The sequence below is a fragment of the Rhizobium laguerreae genome (assembly GCF_002008165.1).
GTDB classification, from domain to species: Bacteria; Pseudomonadota; Alphaproteobacteria; order Rhizobiales; family Rhizobiaceae; genus Rhizobium; species Rhizobium laguerreae.
The window spans coordinates 1,164,126-1,184,127 of record NZ_MRDM01000014.1 but is presented as its reverse complement, the minus strand read 5'-3'; the positions used below and the strand labels follow the sequence as shown (position 1 = coordinate 1,184,127).

Here is a 20,002-nt window from a genome sequence, read left to right as displayed (position 1 = left end):
CGCTTTTGTCCCTTCTTCCTGCATCTGTATTTTTCAGCAGGGGCACGCTCACGCGGCGGCCGGAAGGGTGAAAGCTGACCCGCATTTGGGCTAGTTCGTGCTGAAAGTCAAGTGCGGTGCACAAGAAAGCCTCAAGCTGGGTCAGGCGAGGGCATGACGAGGACGAAACTTTCCGATGCGGTCTCCGCCCCGTTGACGAGGATGGCAATGCGATGTTCGCCTGGATAATAGCGTCGCGTGGTGATCGGCCGCATGGCGTGGCGGCGCCCAATGGTATGGCATTGCCCCGGAGCGAGCATTATCGCCTTGCATTTGAAGACCTTGGGTGAGAGCGAACCGTCGCCCTTCACATGGTGAATGGCGTAGTCGATCATCAGCGACTGCGTGAGCTCGCCGGCATTCGTCACCCGGATTTCGAAATCCAGCCCTTCGCCGAACATCACCTCAGCATTCCGGAGCCGCAGTTCGCATTCGAGCGAAGCGGCCGCGGCGAAGCCGAAATTGGCGAGTGCCTGCGCATGGCCTTTCTTCAGAAGCGTGCGCGAGGCATGTTTCAGCAGCCAACGGCGTTCGGGAGAGGCGCCGTCGATATGGCCGGCGATGAAGGCGGCGACCAGATCCGGGTGATCCTTGGCGACGTCGTTCAGGCTGTTGGCCACGGATCGGCGCACATAATCCTCCGGATCATCCATCAGTGCGATCAAGATGGGCAGGATTGGCGCCGGATCCTTGACGAGCTGCGGCAGGCGCATCGCCCAGGGCAGGCGCGGCCGGGTTCCCTCGCTCGCCAGCCGGCGCACATGCTGGTCGGGATCGTCGACCCAGCCGGAAATGATCGCCAGCGCGCGCTGCTGGTCGCGGTGGATAAAGGGTCGGATGCCGAATTCGGCGGTGAAATGCGGCGTCAGCGCCTTCAAGAGATCGAGGCCGAGATCGAAATGATCAAGACCGCGTGCGGCGATGAACTGATTGACCGGCAGCAGCATCCAGCCGGAGAGCCCCGGCCTGCCGGCAGTGGGCAGGCTTGCCGTCAGAATGGCTGCGGCCTCTCGGAAATCGCCAGGGAGTGTTGCAAACAGCGCGTCGCGGATCAGGGCCGAGCGCTCCATCAGCTCCAGCGCTCCGAGGCCATCGGTCGCCAGCATCATGAAGCGGCTTTTATCGAAAGTCGGCGTGTTGCGGGCAATGCGATCGGCCATATCGCCGACCAATATTTCATGCAGCAAGTTCTTGAGCGGTTCCGGCATGCTGGTCCTTCCTCTTATGCGACCACCGCATGCCAGCCGCATAAGGGCAGCATGGTCTGCGAAACATCTGGCGATTTGCTATCGGAGAATAGAGTGATCGCACCCACTCGAGCAATCGTGTGCTGATAGTGAGGTGCGTGTGGCGCGAGCTTTAGCGTATCGGTGCCGTCGATTTCCTTGGGATGAGGGTTGGGGCCGAGATCCGAATACGCTCGTCGGCAGGACTGTTGTCACCGGCAAGAAGATCAAGGGCGTTTGATGCTATTTGCTCAAACGGCACCCGCAACGTCGTCAGCGGCGTGGGGAGGTGGCTGACAATCGGAATGTCGTTATAGCCTACGATCGAGATGTCCTGCGGCACGGAAAGGCCAAGTTTCGTCAGTCCCGACAAGGCGCCGATGGCGGTATTGTCGTTGACCGCGAAAATAGCGGTTGGGCGCGGACTAAGATGCATTAGGGTTTCGACGGCTACCGCACCGGACTCGATGCCGAATGTCGAGGGAATGATGTATGAGGGATCTGCATTCAATCCAGCCTCTTCCAGGGCGTGGCGGAAACCCTCCACGCGGCCTCGCGAACTGGAGGCATAGGATGGACCGGCAATGACACCAATTTTGCGATGGCCGAGATCGAGGAGGTGGCGGGCCGCGAGGTAACCACCGAGCCTGTCATCGCCGACCGACGAGAGGCTGTGGCCATCCGTCCGGAGTGCCAGGACATAAGGGATACCGCGTTTTGCCAGCTCGTCCGGAAAGTCATCGTCTTCCCGCGCCGTCGAAAGAATCAGTCCATCGACACCGCGCTTCAGCAGAGACTCGGCCGCAAGCCGGTCTGCCTTTGGCTTGTCGTCGGTCGTTGCGACAATCGCAAAGCGGCCACTACGGCTGCAGGCCTTGGCCAGTGCTTCGTAAAGCATGGCCATGACCGTATCCGTCAGCCTGGGCACGATCACCCCGATTGCCATTGTGTTGCCGCGCCTAAGGCTCGCTGCGGAAACGTCCCGAACGTATCCCAGCTCTTCGGCAACCTTGCGCACGCGACGCGCGGTCTCGCTGTCGGATCGCGGAAGCCTTTCGTCGAGAATGCGGGACACGGTGGACTTGGAGACACCGGCTGCGGCAGCGACGCCGTGAATAGTGACGCGGGTCTGTCCCGGAACTTCATCCGTCTTTGAATTCATTGAGTCTTTTCCATTCGAGTCAGCATTGAGCCGCCGCTCTCCAGCATGCCTCAAAAAAGATATTGACTCCAGAGAATTCGAGAACGATAGTGGGAACGTTCCCGTAAACGATCCTATGCCAGTTGCGAGCGAACCGCGATTGCACGAAGGAGGAGACCAATATGCAACCGATGGATATGCGCGGGCTGAGCCCGGCCCCCGTTACCGCTTTCACCCGCGACGGTGAAATTGATCACAAAGCCAACGCCAAAATCGCCAAATGGCTGGTCTCGATGGAAGGCGTCAAAAGCCTCGTCATCCTCGGCCATGCCGGCGAAGGCACCTTCCTCACGGAAGATGAGCGCCTTGCTCTCATCCACACTTATGTTGAAGCGGTCGACGGTGCCGTTCCGATCATTGCCGGGATTACCGGTGAAGGCACGAGGGTCGCCGCTGAAGAGGCCAGGAAATGCAAGGCCGCTGGTGCCACCGGCGCGCTCGTCTATCCGAACCACGGCTGGCTGCGTTTCGGCTTTCAGAAGGGAGCGCCTCAGGATCGCTACAAGGCAATCTGGCAAGAATCTGGCCTGCAGTGCATCCTTTTCCAGTATCCCGACGCCACCAAGGCATCATACGATCTGGATACACAGCTTGCGATTGCTACCCAGGAAGGCGTCGTCGCTACCAAGAACGGCGTGCGCAATATGAAGCGCTGGTATGTCGAAATTCCGGAGCTGAAGAAGGCCAATCCAAAGCTGCAGGTTCTGAGCTGCCACGATGAATGGCTGCTGCCAACCATGTTCGATGTCGACGGTCTGCTCGTCGGTTATGGCAATATCGCGCCGGAGCTGCTGATCGACCTGATCAAAGCCGGAAAGGCACAGGACTATCCGGAAGCGCGCAAGATCTTCGAACGCCTTCTTCCGGTGACGCGTGGCGTCTATCACCGCGGCTCTCACATGGAAGGCACCGTGGCCCTGAAACTCGGCCTTGTCCACCGTGGTATCCTTGATCACGCCACGATCCGCGAGCCGCTGAAGAACCTTGGCGAAAAGGCCGAAGCAGAGATCTTTGCTGCCTTCGACGCCGCCGGTATTGGCCGCGTTGACCAGCTCTTGGCTGCCGAGTGACCTCTTTGACGCCCCTGCGCATGTTGCAGGGGCGCATTCCGAAGGGAGGAGGAAACCATGGAAACCCGCCGAGGCAGACTTGAACGTCTTTGAAGGCCATTGCTCTGACAGGACGAACTGACGCGCAGTAGCAACCATCAAGCAGGAGCGCCCCTGGCCGGGAGAGTGGTAGGCCACGGGGCGAGTAGGAGGAACCAATGAATGTCATGCAGCCTATGCCGGCTGAGACGGCGAATGTCGCTGATCATCAGGCCGAAATCAGCGCTCGTCTGGAGCGCCTTCCCATCACCCGCGAGGTATTCTGGGCTCGCAATATCGTCGGCGCCGCAACGTTCTTCGACGGCTACACGGTCATCGCCATCGCTTATGCCATGCCCGTCCTTGTTCGCGAGTGGGGCCTGACGCCCTCACAGACCGGCATGATCCTGTCGATGGGCTATCTGGGACAGTTGATCGGTGCGATCCTGTTTGGCTGGCTCGCCGAGAAGATCGGCCGGCTGAAAGTTCTCCTATTCACCATCCTGCTCTTCGTCAGCATGGATGTCGCATGCCTGTTTGCTGCCGGGGCCGGCATGATGATGGCCTTCCGTTTCGTCCAGGGGATCGGCACCGGCGGCGAGGTTCCGGTCGCCAGCGCCTATATCAATGAGTTGATCGGGTCGAAGGGGCGCGGCAAGTTCTTCCTCCTCTATGAGGTCATGTTCCTGCTTGGCCTCGTCGGCGCCGGGCTGATCGGCTACTTCATGGTACCGGTTTACGGCTGGAAGGCGATGTTCGTCGTCGGTCTCGTTCCCGCAATCATCATGGTTCCTCTGCGCTGGTTCCTGAAGGAATCACCGCGTTGGTTGGCTGCCAACGGCCGCTATGGCGAAGCAAACGCTATCGTCACCCGCATGGAAGAAAGTGCTCGTGCGGCCGGCAAGGAATTGCCCGAACCGAAGCTCATCCAGGCGCCGGTCCACCGCAAGTCGGACTGGCGCGAACTCTTCCAGGGCGTCTACTTGAAGCGGACGCTTTCCATCTGGGCCATGTGGTTTACCGCCTATACGGTTGCCAACGGTACGATCACCTGGCTGCCGACCCTGTATCGACAGGTCTTTAACCTGCCGCTTCAAACCAGCATCTTCTATGGTTTCCTGACGTCGGTCGGCGGCGTGATCGCCGCTGTGATCTGCGCGCTGCTCATCGACAAAGTGGGACGCAAGCGCTGGTACACGGGGGCGCTGCTTCTCGCTCCCCTGCCGCTGCTGGTTCTCGCATGGCTCGGCGCGACCTCTCCCATCCAGGTTTTGGTTCTAGCCGGCCTCGCTTATGCGATCGTCCAGACCGTCACATTCTCCCTCTACCTGTACTCTGCCGAGATCTACCCGACACGCCTCAGGGCATTGGGAACCGGAACCGGCAGCGCCTGGCTTCGCCTGGGATCATCGGCCGGCCCGATCCTCGTCGGTACGGTGATGTCTTCCATGGGCATCCAGTATGTCTTTGCGAGCTTCGCAGCCATTCTGATCGTTGGTGCAATCATCACGATGTTGTTTGCGATAGAAACCAAGGACCGCGTACTGGAGGAACTTTCTCCGTAACGGTTGAAAATACGGTCTGATCGGCTTTGATCTGGCGGATGAAAATCCGCCAGTTTCATTTGGTCGTCGCTGAGGGCACTGGGTCGGCGCCGCCGGGAGGTCAAGCGGCGCCGGATGCGGTTTCTGTTATCGCTGGCAGACTTTGACGCGATAGGGATTGCCCCAATCGTCGTGCAACCATTCGAAGTGGCAATAGTCCGGCCGGTAATAGGTCCGGTAAACGGGGTAGGGGCGGTAAGCGGGATAGGCCGGGTAGGCGGGACGGGCGGCCTCCGACAGCAGGGCGCCGCCGACGACGCCGGCAGCAAGGCCGCCCCAGAAGGCATCGCGTGGACGGGCATCGGCGGTGGTGGCGGTGGCGAGCGAGGCGCCGGCAAAGGTCAGCGCAATCAGGCCCGTCGCCATGGTCTTATGAAGAGCGGACATGGTATTTTCCTTTCATGGGCATGGCTTCCATAAAGCCATGCCGCAGACTCGGCCCGGATCGCGGCGGCGCAATGGCCGCGCAAGCAGTTTCGGCATTAAATTTTCGTCATGATTTCAACGGATCCCCGATGTCGAAATGATTTATCGCGGACGACCTTTCAGTCTCGTGCAAGCCGGGCTGGTAATCCCGCAATGTCTTCAGCTTGGTAAGCCGGCTCGTAAAATTCGGCTGTCGAAATTTATGGTTAAAACCTTGTTAAAAGCCTTGGCGTTATAGTTTTTGTAGTCGATATTTCATTTGTTGCGGGAGCGATATTTTTTGAAATCAGCCGGGGAACTTCTGGAGTTGGCTTGCCGCCGGATCGCTGATCTGGATACCCCGGCCTATGTCAAGAACAGCGAGCTGCGTTATATCGCCGTCAACGAGGCCTATGCCCGCTTTCTAGGCCGCGAGATCTCCGATTTCATCGGCAGGCGCAGCCGCGAACTCCTCGACCGTGCCGAGGAAGAGGAACGCGAGGACAAGGAACGCCGCGCGCTGGTGTTCGGCACAGAGGAAAATGCCATCTGCTTCGATGCGGCGGGCCTCAGTCATGAACGCATCCAGATCGAAAGCTTTTCGCCATCGCCGGAGCGAGCCTATGTGCTCGGCATCTTCGAAGTGCGCGAGACGCCACGCCGCGCCCTTGGAGACGGGAAGGGCGCCGGTGATCATGGCCTTGCCGGCGATTTCGCCCGCGTGCGCGAGGCGCTGGAAAAGCTCGACCAACCGATCGGCATCTTCGCCGAAGACGGCCGGCCTCTGGTCGTCAACGCCGCCTATCGCAACGGCGAGAAAACGGTAGCCCCTAGCGATTCGAGCTGGCACGCGAGCGTCGACGAACGCGACCTGCTGCGCACCATCATGGAGGATCTGCCGGTCGCGGTTTTCGTGCGCGACGAGAAACATCGCCTCGTCTATGCCAACCAGTATTATGAGACTTTCAGCGGCCATGAGCGCTCGCGGGTGCTGGGAATGACCGAATATGAAATGTTCGGCCCGGAGGGCGGCGAGGCGATCTACCGGGAAAACCGGCTGTCGCTGGAACAAGACCTGTCGCAGGAGCTGGAAGGCGTAATGCCGAGCAAGGATGGCCGCATCCATCCCGTGATCTCGCGAGTCAAGCGTGTCGTGACGGCGGACGGGCGAGCCTATGTCGTCGGCTCCTTTTCTGACATTTCACCGCTCAAGGAGCGGGAGAAGGCACTGATCGAAGCGCGGAAGCAGGAAGAAGTGCTGCACCGGGATATCGAGAATATCCTGCGCTCGCTGCCGGTCGGCGTGCTGATCCTGGATAACGACCACCAGATCCTCTACGTCAACGACGAATTCTACAGCATCTGGGAGCTGCCGCTCGACGACCGCTTTGACGGCCGCCCCTTCATCGACGTCATCCGCCGCAATTATGAGCTCGGTCGTTACGATGGCACGCAGACGCCCGAGGAAATCTACGATTTCCGCAAGCACCTGTTCGAGACCGAGGAGCCCGAGCCGATCGAGCTCGGCTGGGCGGGCGGCAAATCCGTCATCTTCGATAGCCGCCGTATCTCGAACGACCGGATACTGCTCACCTATGCCGACATTACGGCCGTGCGTGAGCGGGAAAATGAAGTCCACGAGGCCCGTGCCGCGCTGGAACATCTCGGCGAGATGATGCGCGACGCGACACACGCCATGCCGCAGGGCCTCGCCATCGTCCAGGATGGCATTATCAAGATGTCTAATGAGGCGCTGGCTCATATCCTGGAGATTCCCGCCACCTATATCGAGACCGGGCAGGGTTGGCTCGGCATGTTCGAATTCTGCGCGGCGCGCGGCGATTTCCACGAGGACGCGGCCGAGATTCTACAGGGTTGGCGCGACAATATCGCGGCGAGGTTGCCGATCTCCACGGCCTTCCATGTCGGCGGCGAGCGCTGGGTGAACATGGATGCGACGGTCAGCAAGGGGCAGTACTGGGTGGCGCTTTTTACCGACGTCACCGACCTAAAGAGCCGCGAGGAGGAGCTGCGCCTGCTGCTGTCGCGCGCCGAAGCCGCCGATCGCGCCAAATCCGAATTCCTTGCCAATATGAGCCATGAGATCCGCACGCCGATGAACGGCGTGCTCGGCATGGCGGAGCTGCTCGCCAAGACCAATCTCGATACGCGCCAGAAGACCTTCGTCGATATCATCGTCAAGTCGGGCAATGCGCTGCTGACGATCATCAACGATATCCTCGACTTCTCGAAGATCGACGCCGGGCAGATGAAACTGCGTAAAGCCGCCTTCGATATCACCGAAGCGGTGGAGGACGTGGCGACACTCTTGTCCTCGCATGCGGCCGAGAAGAACATCGAACTCCTGGTGCGGGCCGCACCCGACCTGCCCGCCGCCGTGATCGGCGACGCCGGGCGTTTCCGCCAGATCGTCACCAATCTCGTCGGCAACGCCGTCAAGTTCACCGAGCGCGGACATGTCTTCGTCGATGTCGGCTTCGAGGCTGCTGCCGGCGGCGAGATCATGGCGTGCATCCGCATCGAGGATACCGGCATCGGTATCCCGCCGGAGAAGCTCGAATCGGTGTTTGATAAATTCTCGCAGGTGGACGCCTCGTCGACCCGGCGGCATGAAGGAACCGGCCTCGGTCTTGCGATCACCGCCGGGCTCGTCGACCTTTTCGGCGGTTATCTCAACGTCGAAAGCGAAGGGGGCAAGGGTTCCGTCTTCACCATCAACCTGCCGTTTGCGGTGGCGGCCGCCCGCCTTGAGCCGAAGCCATTGCCGATCAACGTGCAGGGTGCGCGCATCCTCGTCGTCGACGACAATGAAGTGAATCGGCGAATCCTGACCGAGCAGCTGTCTCTCTGGGGCTTCGACGGCGTGGCCGCCGAGGGCGGCGGGACCGGGCTTGCGATCCTGGAGGCGGCGGCCGGTCTCGGCGTTACCGTCGATGCCGTCGTGCTCGATTATCACATGCCCGATATGAACGGCGCCGATGTCGCACGCCGGCTGCGCGCCGATCCCCGCTTCGTCGAACTGCCGATCATCTTCCTGACGTCGATGGATATTTCGGGCACGGAAAAAGAATTTGCGGCGTTGAACGGGCACGCGCATCTGATGAAGCCGGCGCGCGCCAACGTGCTACGCAACACCGTGGTCGAGGTGGTGCGCGCCAGCCGCGTCAAGCAGGCATCCGAGGCTGAGTTTGCCCGCCTGCAGACGGAAGCGGTCGTGCTCGCGCCGGCGCCTCTGCCGCAGAAACGGGCTGCTGAATTCGTCGACGTGCTCGTCGCCGAGGACAACGAGGTCAACCAGATCGTCTTCACACAGATCCTGCAAGGCACGGGTCTTTCCTTTCTCGTCGTCGAGAATGGCGAGGAGGCGGTCGCCGCCTGGGAGAGGCATACCCCGCGCATCATCATGATGGACGTCTCGATGCCGGTCATGAACGGCCATCAGGCGACCCGGGCGATCCGCGAAAGGGAAAAGGGGCCGGGCCACCGGGTGCCGATCATCGGCGTTACCGCTCACGCGCTCGAAAGCGACCGCGAACTCTGCCTCGATGCCGGCATGGACGACTACATGTCGAAGCCGATCAGCCCCGAGCTGCTCGAGGAAAAAATCCGCCAGTGGCTCGGAACGAGCGAGCAGCAGCCGGAGCGCACCAGCTACTGATCTGTACGCTGATCGGGTGACGCCTTGGCGCCGCAGAGCATTTCGCGCTTGCCGGCAAAGCCCTTGCGGCGCTCGACGGCAAAGCCTGCGGCGATGAGGTTGCGGCGCACGAAGCCAGCCGCCGCATAGGTGGCGAAGGTGCCACCGGCTGCGCTTTTCTCGCAGACGAGCCGCATCAGTTGCTCCGACCACATATCGCTGTTGCGCGACGGGGCGAAGCCGTCGAGATACCAGGCGTCGAAGCCGGGCGGGGCTGCGGCCACGCCCTCCAAGGCATGGCCGCAGACCACGCTGAGCGTCGTCTGGGCATCGAGATCGAGCTCAACGATGCCATCGGGCGCTTGCGGCCACGCCGACGTCAGGGCCTCGCGTTCTGCATCGATCTCCGGCCAGTGCGACAGCGCCCGGCCGATTTCTTCGCCGCGCATCGGGTGGAGTTCGAAGGAGATGAAATGCAGGTGCTGGCCATCTGCACGGTGGAGTTTCCACTGCCGCCAGGTCTCGGCGAAGTTCAGCCCGGTGCCGAAGCCGAGTTCTCCGATCAGGAATGTCTGCCGCTCGTTCCAGCGCTCCGGCAGGCCGTTGCCGGCGAGAAAAACATGGCCGCATTCCAGCCGCCCGTCGGTCTGGCAATAAAAATGATCGCCAAAGGCGGTGGAATAGGGCATATCGCCGTCGCGCCATTCGAGCGGCTGCGGGGCGCCTGCGCCAATCTGATCGGGGTTCACGTCTGTCATGGAAAAAGCCGATAATCCTGCGCCGGTCTCACGTCAATCGTCCTCAGAATTGCTGATCGTCGGCGGCGGCATCATGGGGCTCTGGGCGGCCGTCCATGCCGAGCGCCGGGGCATCCGGACTGTTATCAGTGACGCCGGCCGATTGGGCGAAGGTGCAAGCGGCGGCCTGCTCGGCGCGCTGATGCCGCATATGCCGGACCGGTGGTCGGAGAAGAAGCAGTTCCAGTTCGATGCGCTGGTCTCGCTCGAAACCGAGATCGCCGCGCTCGAAGCCGACACCGAACTTTCTGCCGGTTACCGCCGTTCCGGACGGCTTATCCCGCTGCCGAAACCGCATCTCAATACAATAGCGCGTGGCCACTCCGAGGACGCCGAACGCCATTGGCGGGCGGGCGGCCGCCGCTTTCACTGGCATGTGCTCGACGGGCCGCCGGTCAACGGCTGGATCGAGGCGTCTGCCGGCGAGAGCGGCTTCGTGCATGACACGCTCGCCGCCCGCGTTGCGCCTCGCTTGCTGGTCGCAGCGCTCATCGCCTTCCTGCGGCGGGCAAAGCATGTTCGCATCCTGGAGCATGCGACGGTTGCCGGCCTCGATCCCGATCGCGGTACGGCCGAAGTCAACGGCGAAACCATCGTTTTCAGTCACTGCATCCTGGCCGCTGGCCATCAGTCCTTTCCGTTGTTGCAGGGCCTGACGCCGGGGCTGAAACAACCGCTCGGCCAGCCAGTGAAGGGGCAGGCGGCATTGTTGAAAGCCGATATCGACCCGGCGCTGCCGACGATCTTCCTCGACGGGCTCTATGTCGTCGCGCATGAGGGCGCGCACGCGGCGATCGGCAGCACCAGTGAGAACCGTTTTGATGATCCTACATCCACCGACGTCCAGCTCGACGTGCTGATCGAGGCGGCGCGGGGCATCGTACCGACGCTTCGCGACGCCTCTATTGTCGAGCGCTGGGCCGGACTTCGCCCGAAGGCGATCGATCGGGATCCGATGATCGGTCGCCATCCCGACCACCGGCGCCTGATCGCGCTGACCGGCGGCTTTAAGGTCAGTTTCGGCCTCGCCCACCGGCTGGCGGAGGCGGCGATATGTATCGCAGGCGATACAGACTGCGGATTTTTGCTGCCGGAAAGCTTCGCAATTTCAAGCCACATCGCGGTGGCTTCACGTTAAACGTGAATTAGACGCCGCTGCCTTTCGTTATTCTGTCATGCAAATCACCTATCTGCTTGCGCATCGACAGCGCCGGATCTGAACGGCGCTCACTTCCTTAATGGAGGAAATTGCATGCGCTATGCCATTTGCTTCACACCTCCGGCGAGCGACCCATTGTCGCTCGTGGCCGCCAATTGGCTTGGCCGAAACGTGTTTTCGGGCGATATGATGGAGCCTCCGGCAGTTCGTGGCCTCGGTATTCACGAGATCGCCTTCCATACCGCCGTGCCGCGGCGCTACGGCTTTCACGGTGTTTTGAAGGCGCCGTTCCACTTGTCCCGCGACATGCTCGAATCGCAACTCCTGCGCGATCTCATGCGTTTTTCCGGGACCTTCGTTCCCTTCCAGATTCCTCGTATCGAAGTCGCCCGGCTCGGCAATTTCTACAGCCTGCTGCCGAGCACGCCCTGTGAGCAGATCCAGTATCTCGCCTCGGCGATCGTGCAGGAATTCGATCGTTTTCGCGCACCGCTCAGCGAGGCCGAGATCGAACGTAGCGATCCGGACGGGCTGTCGGCGACGCAATTTTCCAATCTGCATCGCTGGGGCAATCCCTATGTGATGGAGGAGTTCCGCTTCCATATGCCTGTGACGGGCCCGGTCAACGCGATCGACATGCCGCGCATCGAGCCGGTATTGCGGACGATCTTCGAACCTGTCCTCTGCGAACCTGTCACGGTTTCGAACGTGGCGCTGATGATCGAGGAGGGCACTGGCGGTCCTTTCCGCGTTCATTCGCTGCATCCGATGGGCAAGGTCAGTGCGCGCAAGATCGCCTGAGTATCCGCTCTAAGGATTTGTTCCGTAACGGTAAAATTCCGTTGCGCAGTTTCCGTCTCGACATTCCGGCTGCGGATGCTACCGTTCCCCGTCTTTTCAGAAGGTGATTTGATGGTATCCGAGACTTATCCGCGCAATCTCGTCGGTTATGGGCGTCTGACGCCCGATCCGAAATGGCCGGACGAGGCACGCGTCGCCGTGCAGTTCGTCATCAACTACGAGGAGGGCGGCGAAAGCTCGATCCTCGACGGCGATCCGGCTTCGGAAAACCTGTTGTCGGAGATCGTCGGTGCGGCCGCCTGGCCAGGGCAGCGCAACCTCAACATGGAATCGATCTACGAATATGGTTCGCGTGCCGGCTTTTGGCGGCTCTGGCGAATGTTCACCGATCTCAAGGTGCAGGCGACCGTCTACGGTGTGACACTGGCGATGGCCCGCAATCCCGAGGCCGTCGCCGCGATGAAGGAGGCCGGTTGGGAGATCGCCAGCCACGGTTACCGCTGGTTGGAATACAAGGATTTTCCCGAGGATCTGGAGCGCAAGCATATCCTCGAAGCCGTGCGACTGCACACCGAACTCACTGGCGAGCGGCCCTATGGCATGTACCAGGGCAAGCCTTCCGACAATACGCTTCGACTGGTGCAGGAGGAGGGCGGTTTCCTCTATTCCTCCGATTCCTATGCCGACGACCTGCCCTATTGGGTGAAGGGCGTCGACGGGAAACCCTTCCTGATCATCCCCTATACGCTCGAAACCAACGACATGCGTTTTGCGACGCCGCAGGGATTCAATGCCGGCGATCAGTTCTTCACCTATCTGAAGGACGCCTTCGACACGCTTTATGAGGAAGGCAAGGCGGGCAGCCCGAAGATGATGTCGGTCGGATTGCATTGCCGCCTCGTCGGACGTCCCGGCCGGGCGGCGGCGCTGAAGCGCTTTATCGAATATGTGCTGAAGCACGACAAGGTCTGGATTCCTCGCCGCATCGAGATCGCCGAGCACTGGCACAAGCATCATCAGCCGGAAGCGCTCTGATGATGTCGCGCGAGGATTTCGTCTCCCGCTTCGGCGGCGTCTTTGAACATTCGCCTTTCATCGCCGAGCGCGCCTATGACGGCGGCCACTTGAGAGAGCCGCTGACGGCGGCCGGCGTGCATGCGTCGCTAACCGCTGTCTTCCGGGCGGCAAGCCCGGAGGAGCGCTTCGGCGTGCTCAGCGCCCATCCCGACCTTGCCGGGCGCCTCGCGATAGCAGGTGAACTCACCGAAGACAGCCGGAAGGAGCAGTCCGGCGCCGGTCTGGACCGTCTGAGCCCGGCCGAACATGCCCGCTTCACCGAACTCAATTCGGCCTATGTCGAAAAATTCGGCTTTCCCTTCATCATCGCCGTCAAAGGGCTCGGCAAGGACGATATCCTGTCGGCCTTCGAAACACGGATCGGCAACAGCAGGGACGAAGAATTTGCGACCGCGACGGCGCAAGTCGAGCGGATCGCGCTGCTGCGCCTGACGACGATGCTGCCGGAGGCTGAATGAACGAGCGGCGCGCGATCGACTATCTCAATGAGATGTATGAGGCGGCATCCGAAGCGCTGTCTTTCGTCGGCGGAATGGATGGGGCGGCGTTCGCCGGGGACAAGCTCACTTTCAAGGCGGTCACCTTTTGCCACTTCACCATCGGTGCCGCGGCATCCCGCTTGCTGGTGACTCATCCGGAATTTGCGACCGAGCATCCCGATCTGCCGTGGACGAAAATCTGCGGCACGGGCAACCGTATCCTCGACGGCGTCTTCGATCTCGATCCTTCCGACATCTGGGAGGCGACGTATCGCACGCTGCCGGAGCTTCTTTCCGCGATCGATGCCATCCGTCACTGGCATGCCGAAGGTGAGTGAACGATTGCCCCCACATCTCGACATCCGTCCGCTTACGAGATCCGCCTTTGCTCCCTTCGGCGAGGTGATCGAAGCCGATCCCGCCTCGATGCGGCTTATCAATGGCGGTACGACGGAGCGTTTCCATGCGCTCGCCGCCGCCGAGGCGACGGGCGAGGGTGCGCGCGTCATCATCAACCTCTTTCGTGGCCAGCCGCGCAACTTCCCCTATGAAGTCACCATGATGGAGCGCCATCCTTTCGGCAGCCAGAGTTTCTCGCCGGTCTCGGGCCGTCCTTTTCTCGTCGTCGTCTCCGAGGATGAGCACGGTCGCCCGGGCAGGCCGCAGGTGTTTCTGGCGCGCGGCGACCAGGGCGTGAACTATCGCCGCAACGTCTGGCACCATCCGCTGATGGCGCTCGGCCAAGCCGCAGATTTCCTGGTCGTCGACCGTGACGGGCCGGGCAATAATCTGGAAGAATACTTCTTCGAAACCCCTTATATCATCAAAGAGCCAGCCCCATGACCGGACTGACCACACATGTTCTCGACACCGCTCTCGGCAAGCCTGCCGAGGGCTTGAGGATCGATCTTTTCCAGCTTGACGGCGAGATCCGCAGGCATCTGAAGACGGTGGAGACCAATGCCGACGGCCGGGTTGATGGCGGCCCCATCCTCATCGGCGAAAATTTTCGGGCCGGCACCTATGAACTGGTCTTCCACGCCGGCGATTATCTGAGGGCCAGCGGCACGCCGCTGCCGCATCCCGCCTTCCTCGATCTCGTGCCGATTCGCTTCGGCGTTGCCGACGTCACAGCGCATTACCATGTGCCGCTGCTGATATCGCCCTATGGCTATTCCACCTACCGAGGCAGCTAGAGATGCGTTTTGCGGCAATTGCCGATATCCACGGCAACCATCTAGCGCTCGAGGCCGTGCTTGCTGATATTCGTGCGCAGGAGATCGAGGAGATCGTCAATCTCGGCGATTTCTTCAGCGGCCCGCTCGATGCCGGCAAGACGGCAGACTTGCTGAAGCCGCTTAGCCTGACGTCGGTCCGCGGCAATCACGACCGCTATCTGATCGAGCAGGATCCCGCCTCCATGCATGCTTCGGATGCCGCCGCCTATCGGCAATTGACGCCATCCCATCTCGACTGGCTGCGCGGCCTGCCATTCGATATCGTCTATCGCGGCGAGGTCTATCTCTGCCACGCGACGCCGAAGGACGACAATCTCTACTGGCTGGAATCGGTCTCGCCGGAGGGCTTCGTCCTCCTGCAGCCGTTCGAGGCGATCGAGGCATTGGCCGAAGGCATCGACCTGCCGCTGATCCTCTGCGGCCACAGCCACATTCCCCGTGCTGTGCGCCTCTCCGATGGCCGCCTGATCGTCAATCCCGGCAGCGTCGGATGCCCGGCCTATGACGACGAACTGCCTTATTATCACAAGGTGGAAGCCGGCCATCCGCTGGCGAGTTATGCCATTCTGGAAAAGGCGGCGGGCGGATGGACATGGCAGTTCCGGACCGTCGCCTATGACCATATGGCGATGTCGGCACTGGCCGCTAAAAGGGGCCGTGCCGACTGGGCCCACGCGCTGGCAACGGGCTGGGTGAGATAGAGCATGATGCCGAAAAGTGTGTGCGGTTTTCGGGCGACATCATGCTCTAACTATTTAATTTAGAACAGGATTCAGATTTTAGGCCGAACCGGAGTAAAATCATCCTGCGCTAGTCCAGACCCGCTTGCGCGGCGATCAGTCCTTCTTTGGGGCCGGCTTCGGCGCCGGAGGGATGATCGTTTGTGTCGGCACTGCGGCCGGTATTGCCGGCTTTGCCGCGGCGTGCGTCGCCGGTCTTGCCGGTTTTGCACCATCGAGATTTCCAAGGAGGGATGAGATGGCATCGTCGCCTTCGAAGCCGGCTTCCTTCAACAATTTGTCGAGGATCGGTTTGTTGGCCTGGTAGGAGAGGAGCTGGCTAGCCAGTCCTTCACCGAGCCCGATGCCGTTTCCGCCGCCCGCTCCGTTTCCACGGCCAAGCATGCCGCCGGTGTCGAATATCCTGATATCCGAGATCTTCTCGATCGGCTTGACCGCTTCGGCGAGCGCCTGCGGAATGATGCGGATCCGTTCGCGGGTGATCTCGAACTCGATGATGGCTGAGCTCAGCTTGTTGCGGGCGTCGTTGAGCAATGCCTCGCTCTCGGCCGCGGCCTTGCCGGTTTCGAGAATGCCCTTGGCCTTGATGATCGCCGCATCCGCCTCGGCGGTGGCGAGCGTCTTGATGGCCTCGGCCTGGTCGCTTGCCGCCTGTTTTTCGGCTTCGGCGCCGACGGTAACGGCGGTCGCTTCCGTCTCGGCTTTCTTGCGTGCGTCGATGACGGCAATCTGCTTTTCGCGTTCGGCAATCTCGATCGCCTTGGCGGTGCCGACCTTTTCTTCTGCCGCTATCGCCAGCGCGCGGGCCGTTTCCGCAGCCGCCTTCGCCTCGGATTCTTCACGGCTCTTGTTGGCAACGGCGATGGCGCTTTCCTGTGCCACGATCTGGAGGTCACGCTTGGCTTCGGTTTCGCGTTGCTGGACGGCGCGGGCGGCGTCGATGTTGGCGCTTTCGCGAGCCTGTTTGGCAGATGCCTCACGTTCGGCGATCGCCTGTTCGGAAGCGATGCGGGCTTCCTCCTCGGCGCGTTTTGCGGCCTGCTCCTGCTGCGCGGTTTCGGCGCGTGTCGCCGCAGATTTGTTGGCGATGTCCCGTTCCTGGCTGAGTTCGGCTTCCCGCTTGGTTCGCTCGATGGTCAGCGATTGCTGACGGGCCTCGAGATCCTTCTGGGCAATGGCGACCTCGGTGTCGCGGACGATCTCGTTTCGCTCTTTCTTGCGTCCCTCGGTGATGCGGGTCAATGCCGCGAGGCCCTGCGCGTCGAAGAAGTTGTTGGCGTTGAAATGCTTGATATCGGTCTGGTCGAGGCGTGTCAGCGACACGGATTCGAGTTCGAGGCCGTTCGACTGGAGATCGGCGCCGACAGCTTCCTGCACGGCCTTGACGAAATCCATGCGCTGTTCCTGCAGCGCGTCGAGATTCATCGTCGCGGCCACCGAGCGAAGGCCGTCGACGAATTTCGCCTCGATCAGGATGCGGAGAGCCTCGGCATCGTTGGTGCGGTTGCCGAGTGTCTGAGCTGCAAGCGCAATCGAGGAGGCATCGGGTTTCACGCGCACATAGAATTCAGCGCCGATATCGACGCGCATGCGGTCCTTGGTGATCAGTGCATCGCCTTCGCCGCGGCGAACCTCGAGGCGCAGCGTCTTCAGGTTCACCCGGGCAGTCGAATGGAAGATTGGCAGGACGACCGAACCGCCGTCGAGCACGACCTTCTGGCCGCCGAGACCGGTGCGCACATAGGCCTCATCGCGGCTGGAGCGCGTGTAAAGAGAGGCGAGGACAAAACCGATGCCGAAGATCAGAACAATCCCAATGCCAGCTGGTAGAATAACGTCGTATATCATTGCTGCTCCCTCAAAGATTGATTGTCCGCATCGGCGGGGTCGACCGGCGCGGGAATGGCGATAAACACATTTGCCTTGTGATCGACGAGAAGAACCGAAGCGCCGATCGCGAGCGGACCTTCGCCCTTGGCAGCTCGGGCTCGAAGCACGTGCCAGTTTCCATGCTGATCCTTGACGCGGACGCGGCCCGGCAGTCCCTGATCGAGCGGGCCGATCGACACCTCGGCTGTCCGGCCGAGCAAGGCGTCGAGATCGACCGCGTAGGTTTCGTCGTGCGGTACGATCCGCGCCACGGTTCTGCTCGATGCCCTGACCATGGGGATGGTTGCGAGCGCGGCAGGTATGACGGCTATCAAGCTTGGCAGCGGCGCCCAGACGGCGTTGGCGACGGCCTGCAACGCAAAGCCCGTCATCGCGAAGAAGCCGAGCGTCAGCATCATGAGAATCAGCAGCGGAACACCGCCGAGATTGAGCCAGGAAAGGTAAGCCAGGATGCCGTCATGGCCATGAACCTCAGGCTTTCCCAGAAATTCCGTCATCGAAAAACCCATGACCATCGCGAGCATCTCGATCGCGGTCAGGCCGACAAGGATCGCTGCGGCGATGGCAAAGGGCGCACATTCAGGGGAGAAAAGGAGTGCCATCGTGTTATCGATTATTCGCCTTGAAGCGTGCGAGCCGGGCTTCGATTGCCTGCTCGCGGTGCAGTCGGTCGAGTTCGTCCAATTCGGAACTGTGGCTATGCTCGCCAGCGGGAACTCCGGTCAGCCGCGAAACTGCCGCAGCTGCGCGCGCAGCATCTGCACCCGGTGCGGGCTGGCTGTGACCGGTCGCTGCTTGTTCGGGATGTCGGGCGATACTGCGCTTGAAATCGGCAAGGCGAGCGTCCGCCTCACGGCGCGTGGCGAGCACGGCCTGCAAGGCTTTCTGCCCTTCGTCAACCTGCTCTCTGGCATCGGCCAGTGCCTTATCGAGCGCTGCGATCTGGGATTCGAGATCGATCTGACGGGCGACGCCGGCCTTTGCCAGGTCATCCCGCCCGGAGGAGACGGCGAGGCGGATCTTCTGGTCGAGCGCGTTCATGTCTTCGACGATTTCGTCTTTGCGACTCTGGATGCGGTATTCCTCCGCACGCGCCTTGCCGAGATCGGTGCGTGCCTCATCAGCCGCCGCATCGATCTCGCGGACCGCTTGTTCAATGACGGCGATCTTGTTTACGCCTTCCGCCTTGTCGATGGCCGCATTCGCGATGCCCGCGATCAGGCGACCCATGCGTGAGAGAATGCCTTCGTTCGTCATGTTTTCCTCCATCCGAGCGGAATTCGGCGTAACGCCGATGTGAATCTCGTAACGGTCCTGGCCCGCAACGAGGTAGGCCGGAAAAATACTCTCCCATCCCCGTGAATAACCCGCGACATCGAAGGGCACGGCAACGCGTCCGTGCACCGTGGCGATCGTTAGGTCCGAGGGGCCTTTGATGGCGAAGAGCTTATCGTCGAGCGGCAGATGCGGCGGATCGGCGGTGACGCCGCGATTGGCAGCGAAATCGCGAAGGCCGAGCGTGACCAGCCTTGCCGGCAGGCCCGTCTGCTCGCGGACAGTTTCATAGGCAAGGTCATGCAACACGACGAGATTGGCGCCCGTCCTGTCAGAGACGAGGCCGGTCAGGATTTCGATCATCCTGAGATAGGCGGCAATGGTGTCGTCCAGCGCCTGCCGGGCACTGTCGTCAGGCGCCAGCGTGTAGCGCAGCAGCGATGGATGCGGTGTCTTGCCTGTGGTAGCCATAGGCAAAACATAAAGCACCGCTTTCGTGCTTTCAAGATGCTGCGCTAAAAATACAACCTAAGCTTAACGTTCGGTTAGAAGGAGAGAATCGACACAGTTTTCGGATCACATTTGCCGATGGAAGACCCGGCAGCGGATCGGCGGTCGCTCCTATCGGGCGGCCGCGTGTGCCTCGCGAATACCGGCGCTGATGCGGTTGATGATCGTCCATATGAGAAGTAGAGCCACCAGCGCCCAAAGCCACGATGTCCATGCTGCAAACGTCCCACCGATCGCGACAAAGATGCCGAGCGCACCGAAAAGCACCGCACGGTCGCTTTTGCCCAGCGGCCCGTCGTAACGCCGGCTTGCCCCGACCGTTTGACCCAGAACGCCGGTAAATTCCGTTAATACCGAGAGGAATATGACGGCCATCGCCGGCATCAAGCCATTCGGATCGATGAGCGCAAACGGCAAATACAGGGCGACATCCGACACGACATCACCGATCTCGTTCAGATACGCACCTAAAATGCTCTTCTGCCCATGTTCGCGCGCGAGCATGCCGTCAATGGCGTTGAGGCCCATGCGCAGGAGAAACCATATAGGCACCAGCAGGAACCAATGCGGAAGCGGGGCGACGCTCAGAAAAAGGCCAAGTGCCACCGAGAAGGCGGCAGCAACTGAAGTCACCTGATTGGCGGTGACGCCCCGTGCCGCGAGTGCGCGCACCAGAGGGCGAAGAATATTCTGAAACCGGGACTTCAATTGATAAACAGACATGCGACCTCAGTGGAATATCGTGGCGTTTGATCAGTCTATCCCGGCTCGGGCAGTACAGATCGTCGTACCTGTGGGAAAGGCCGAACTTCATA

Annotated in this window: 19 protein-coding genes; 11 read left to right on the top strand and 8 right to left on the bottom strand. The window is 61.1% G+C overall.

Features of this window, described 5'->3' with window-relative positions; genetic code table 11:
* Positions 1-131 precede the first annotated feature (131 nt).
* Entirely contained in the window at positions 132-1,247 is a 1,116-nt protein-coding gene (locus BS630_RS21640; RefSeq protein ID WP_077978992.1) for a DNA alkylation repair protein, read from the bottom strand.
* A gap of 151 nt (positions 1,248-1,398) precedes the next feature.
* On the bottom strand, positions 1,399-2,427 hold the full coding sequence (locus BS630_RS21635) for a LacI family DNA-binding transcriptional regulator (protein ID WP_077978991.1): 1,029 nt from the start codon (positions 2,425-2,427) through the stop codon (positions 1,399-1,401).
* Between the two features lie 161 nt (positions 2,428-2,588).
* Between BS630_RS21635 and BS630_RS21630 the strand changes: the two genes are divergently transcribed.
* Both BS630_RS21630 and BS630_RS21625 read left to right on the top strand, forming a co-directional pair.
* Entirely contained in the window at positions 2,589-3,536 is a 948-nt protein-coding gene (locus BS630_RS21630) for a dihydrodipicolinate synthase family protein (protein ID WP_077978990.1), read from the top strand.
* Positions 3,537-3,733: 197 nt separating this feature from the next.
* Positions 3,734-5,119 (top strand): MFS transporter, encoded by a 1,386-nt coding sequence (locus BS630_RS21625; protein WP_077978989.1) that lies wholly within the window; start codon positions 3,734-3,736, stop codon positions 5,117-5,119.
* Positions 5,120-5,245: 126 nt separating this feature from the next.
* On the opposite strand, the gene BS630_RS21620 is transcribed toward BS630_RS21625, so the two are convergent.
* Positions 5,246-5,545, bottom strand: coding sequence for a hypothetical protein (locus tag BS630_RS21620; protein WP_077978988.1), 300 nt, complete (start codon positions 5,543-5,545; stop codon positions 5,246-5,248).
* Positions 5,546-5,864: 319 nt separating this feature from the next.
* On the opposite strand from BS630_RS21620, the gene BS630_RS21615 reads away from it, so the two are divergent.
* Entirely contained in the window at positions 5,865-9,242 is a 3,378-nt protein-coding gene (locus BS630_RS21615) for a PAS domain-containing hybrid sensor histidine kinase/response regulator (RefSeq protein WP_077978987.1), read from the top strand.
* Here BS630_RS21615 and mnmC2 read toward each other — a convergent pair.
* Entirely contained in the window at positions 9,236-9,979 is a 744-nt protein-coding gene (gene mnmC2 / locus BS630_RS21610) for a tRNA (5-methylaminomethyl-2-thiouridine)(34)-methyltransferase MnmC2 (RefSeq protein ID WP_077978986.1), read from the bottom strand. The genes BS630_RS21615 and mnmC2 overlap by 7 nt on opposite strands.
* Between mnmC2 and BS630_RS21605 the strand changes: the two genes are divergently transcribed.
* The 8 genes from BS630_RS21605 to BS630_RS21570 all read left to right on the top strand — a co-directional run bounded on the left by BS630_RS21605 (position 9,978) and on the right by BS630_RS21570 (position 15,473).
* Entirely contained in the window at positions 9,978-11,156 is a 1,179-nt protein-coding gene (locus BS630_RS21605) for an NAD(P)/FAD-dependent oxidoreductase (protein WP_077978985.1), read from the top strand. The genes mnmC2 and BS630_RS21605 overlap by 2 nt on opposite strands.
* A gap of 114 nt (positions 11,157-11,270) precedes the next feature.
* Entirely contained in the window at positions 11,271-11,978 is a 708-nt protein-coding gene (locus tag BS630_RS21600) for a DUF1045 domain-containing protein (protein WP_077978984.1), read from the top strand.
* Between the two features lie 111 nt (positions 11,979-12,089).
* Complete coding sequence (puuE, locus tag BS630_RS21595) at positions 12,090-13,013, top strand: allantoinase PuuE (RefSeq protein ID WP_020051205.1); 924 nt, start codon at positions 12,090-12,092, stop codon at positions 13,011-13,013.
* Positions 13,013-13,513, top strand: coding sequence for a 2-oxo-4-hydroxy-4-carboxy-5-ureidoimidazoline decarboxylase (gene uraD / locus BS630_RS21590; protein ID WP_077978983.1), 501 nt, complete (start codon positions 13,013-13,015; stop codon positions 13,511-13,513). The genes puuE and uraD overlap by 1 nt, the downstream gene beginning before the upstream one ends.
* Positions 13,510-13,872 (top strand): HepT-like ribonuclease domain-containing protein, encoded by a 363-nt coding sequence (locus tag BS630_RS21585; protein WP_003541963.1) that lies wholly within the window; start codon positions 13,510-13,512, stop codon positions 13,870-13,872. The genes uraD and BS630_RS21585 overlap by 4 nt, the downstream gene beginning before the upstream one ends.
* Positions 13,856-14,377, top strand: coding sequence for an ureidoglycolate lyase (locus BS630_RS21580; protein WP_183594428.1), 522 nt, complete (start codon positions 13,856-13,858; stop codon positions 14,375-14,377). Before BS630_RS21585 ends, BS630_RS21580 begins: the two co-directional genes overlap by 17 nt.
* Positions 14,374-14,730 carry a hydroxyisourate hydrolase gene (gene uraH, locus BS630_RS21575; RefSeq protein WP_025395554.1) on the top strand — a complete coding sequence of 119 codons (357 nt, stop codon included), beginning with the start codon at positions 14,374-14,376 and terminating at the stop codon, positions 14,728-14,730. The genes BS630_RS21580 and uraH overlap by 4 nt, the downstream gene beginning before the upstream one ends.
* 2 nt (positions 14,731-14,732) lie before the next feature.
* The gene (locus BS630_RS21570) at positions 14,733-15,473 is read left to right on the top strand and encodes a metallophosphoesterase family protein (protein WP_077978982.1); all 741 of its coding nucleotides are present in this window, start codon (positions 14,733-14,735) and stop codon (positions 15,471-15,473) included.
* A 135-nt stretch (positions 15,474-15,608) separates the two neighbouring features.
* On the opposite strand, the gene BS630_RS21565 is transcribed toward BS630_RS21570, so the two are convergent.
* The 4 genes from BS630_RS21565 to BS630_RS21550 form a co-directional block, all read right to left on the bottom strand.
* A complete protein-coding gene (locus BS630_RS21565) occupies positions 15,609-17,360 on the bottom strand; it encodes a flotillin family protein (RefSeq protein ID WP_077978981.1) in 1,752 nt (583 codons plus the stop codon).
* The gene (locus tag BS630_RS21560) at positions 17,357-18,004 is read right to left on the bottom strand and encodes an OB-fold-containig protein (protein ID WP_062943620.1); all 648 of its coding nucleotides are present in this window, start codon (positions 18,002-18,004) and stop codon (positions 17,357-17,359) included. The genes BS630_RS21565 and BS630_RS21560 overlap by 4 nt, the downstream gene beginning before the upstream one ends.
* A 4-nt stretch (positions 18,005-18,008) precedes the next feature.
* Positions 18,009-19,166 carry a PspA/IM30 family protein gene (locus BS630_RS21555; protein WP_077978980.1) on the bottom strand — a complete coding sequence of 386 codons (1,158 nt, stop codon included), beginning with the start codon at positions 19,164-19,166 and terminating at the stop codon, positions 18,009-18,011.
* Positions 19,167-19,298: 132 nt separating this feature from the next.
* Positions 19,299-19,910 (bottom strand): CDP-alcohol phosphatidyltransferase family protein, encoded by a 612-nt coding sequence (locus tag BS630_RS21550; protein WP_077978979.1) that lies wholly within the window; start codon positions 19,908-19,910, stop codon positions 19,299-19,301.
* Between the last annotated feature and the right edge of the window lie 92 nt (positions 19,911-20,002).

Bases quoted from the DNA above. Each gene is read 5' to 3' on its own strand.
- BS630_RS21640 (WP_077978992.1), bottom strand. From the start codon at position 1,247: ATGCCGGAACCGCTCAAGAACTTGCTGCATGAAATATTGGTCGGCGAT.
- BS630_RS21635 (WP_077978991.1), bottom strand. From the start codon at position 2,427: ATGAATTCAAAGACGGATGAAGTTCCGGGACAGACCCGCGTCACTATT.
- BS630_RS21630 (WP_077978990.1), top strand. From the start codon at position 2,589: ATGCAACCGATGGATATGCGCGGGCTGAGCCCGGCCCCCGTTACCGCT.
- BS630_RS21625 (WP_077978989.1), top strand. From the start codon at position 3,734: ATGAATGTCATGCAGCCTATGCCGGCTGAGACGGCGAATGTCGCTGAT.
- BS630_RS21620 (WP_077978988.1), bottom strand. From the start codon at position 5,545: ATGTCCGCTCTTCATAAGACCATGGCGACGGGCCTGATTGCGCTGACC.
- BS630_RS21605 (WP_077978985.1), top strand. From the start codon at position 9,978: ATGGAAAAAGCCGATAATCCTGCGCCGGTCTCACGTCAATCGTCCTCA.
- mnmC2 (WP_077978986.1), bottom strand. From the start codon at position 9,979: ATGACAGACGTGAACCCCGATCAGATTGGCGCAGGCGCCCCGCAGCCG.
- BS630_RS21600 (WP_077978984.1), top strand. From the start codon at position 11,271: ATGCGCTATGCCATTTGCTTCACACCTCCGGCGAGCGACCCATTGTCG.
- puuE (WP_020051205.1), top strand. From the start codon at position 12,090: ATGGTATCCGAGACTTATCCGCGCAATCTCGTCGGTTATGGGCGTCTG.
- uraD (WP_077978983.1), top strand. From the start codon at position 13,013: ATGATGTCGCGCGAGGATTTCGTCTCCCGCTTCGGCGGCGTCTTTGAA.
- BS630_RS21585 (WP_003541963.1), top strand. From the start codon at position 13,510: ATGAACGAGCGGCGCGCGATCGACTATCTCAATGAGATGTATGAGGCG.
- BS630_RS21580 (WP_183594428.1), top strand. From the start codon at position 13,856: ATGCCGAAGGTGAGTGAACGATTGCCCCCACATCTCGACATCCGTCCG.
- uraH (WP_025395554.1), top strand. From the start codon at position 14,374: ATGACCGGACTGACCACACATGTTCTCGACACCGCTCTCGGCAAGCCT.
- BS630_RS21570 (WP_077978982.1), top strand. From the start codon at position 14,733: ATGCGTTTTGCGGCAATTGCCGATATCCACGGCAACCATCTAGCGCTC.
- BS630_RS21565 (WP_077978981.1), bottom strand. From the start codon at position 17,360: ATGATATACGACGTTATTCTACCAGCTGGCATTGGGATTGTTCTGATC.
- BS630_RS21560 (WP_062943620.1), bottom strand. From the start codon at position 18,004: ATGGCACTCCTTTTCTCCCCTGAATGTGCGCCCTTTGCCATCGCCGCA.
- BS630_RS21550 (WP_077978979.1), bottom strand. From the start codon at position 19,910: ATGTCTGTTTATCAATTGAAGTCCCGGTTTCAGAATATTCTTCGCCCT.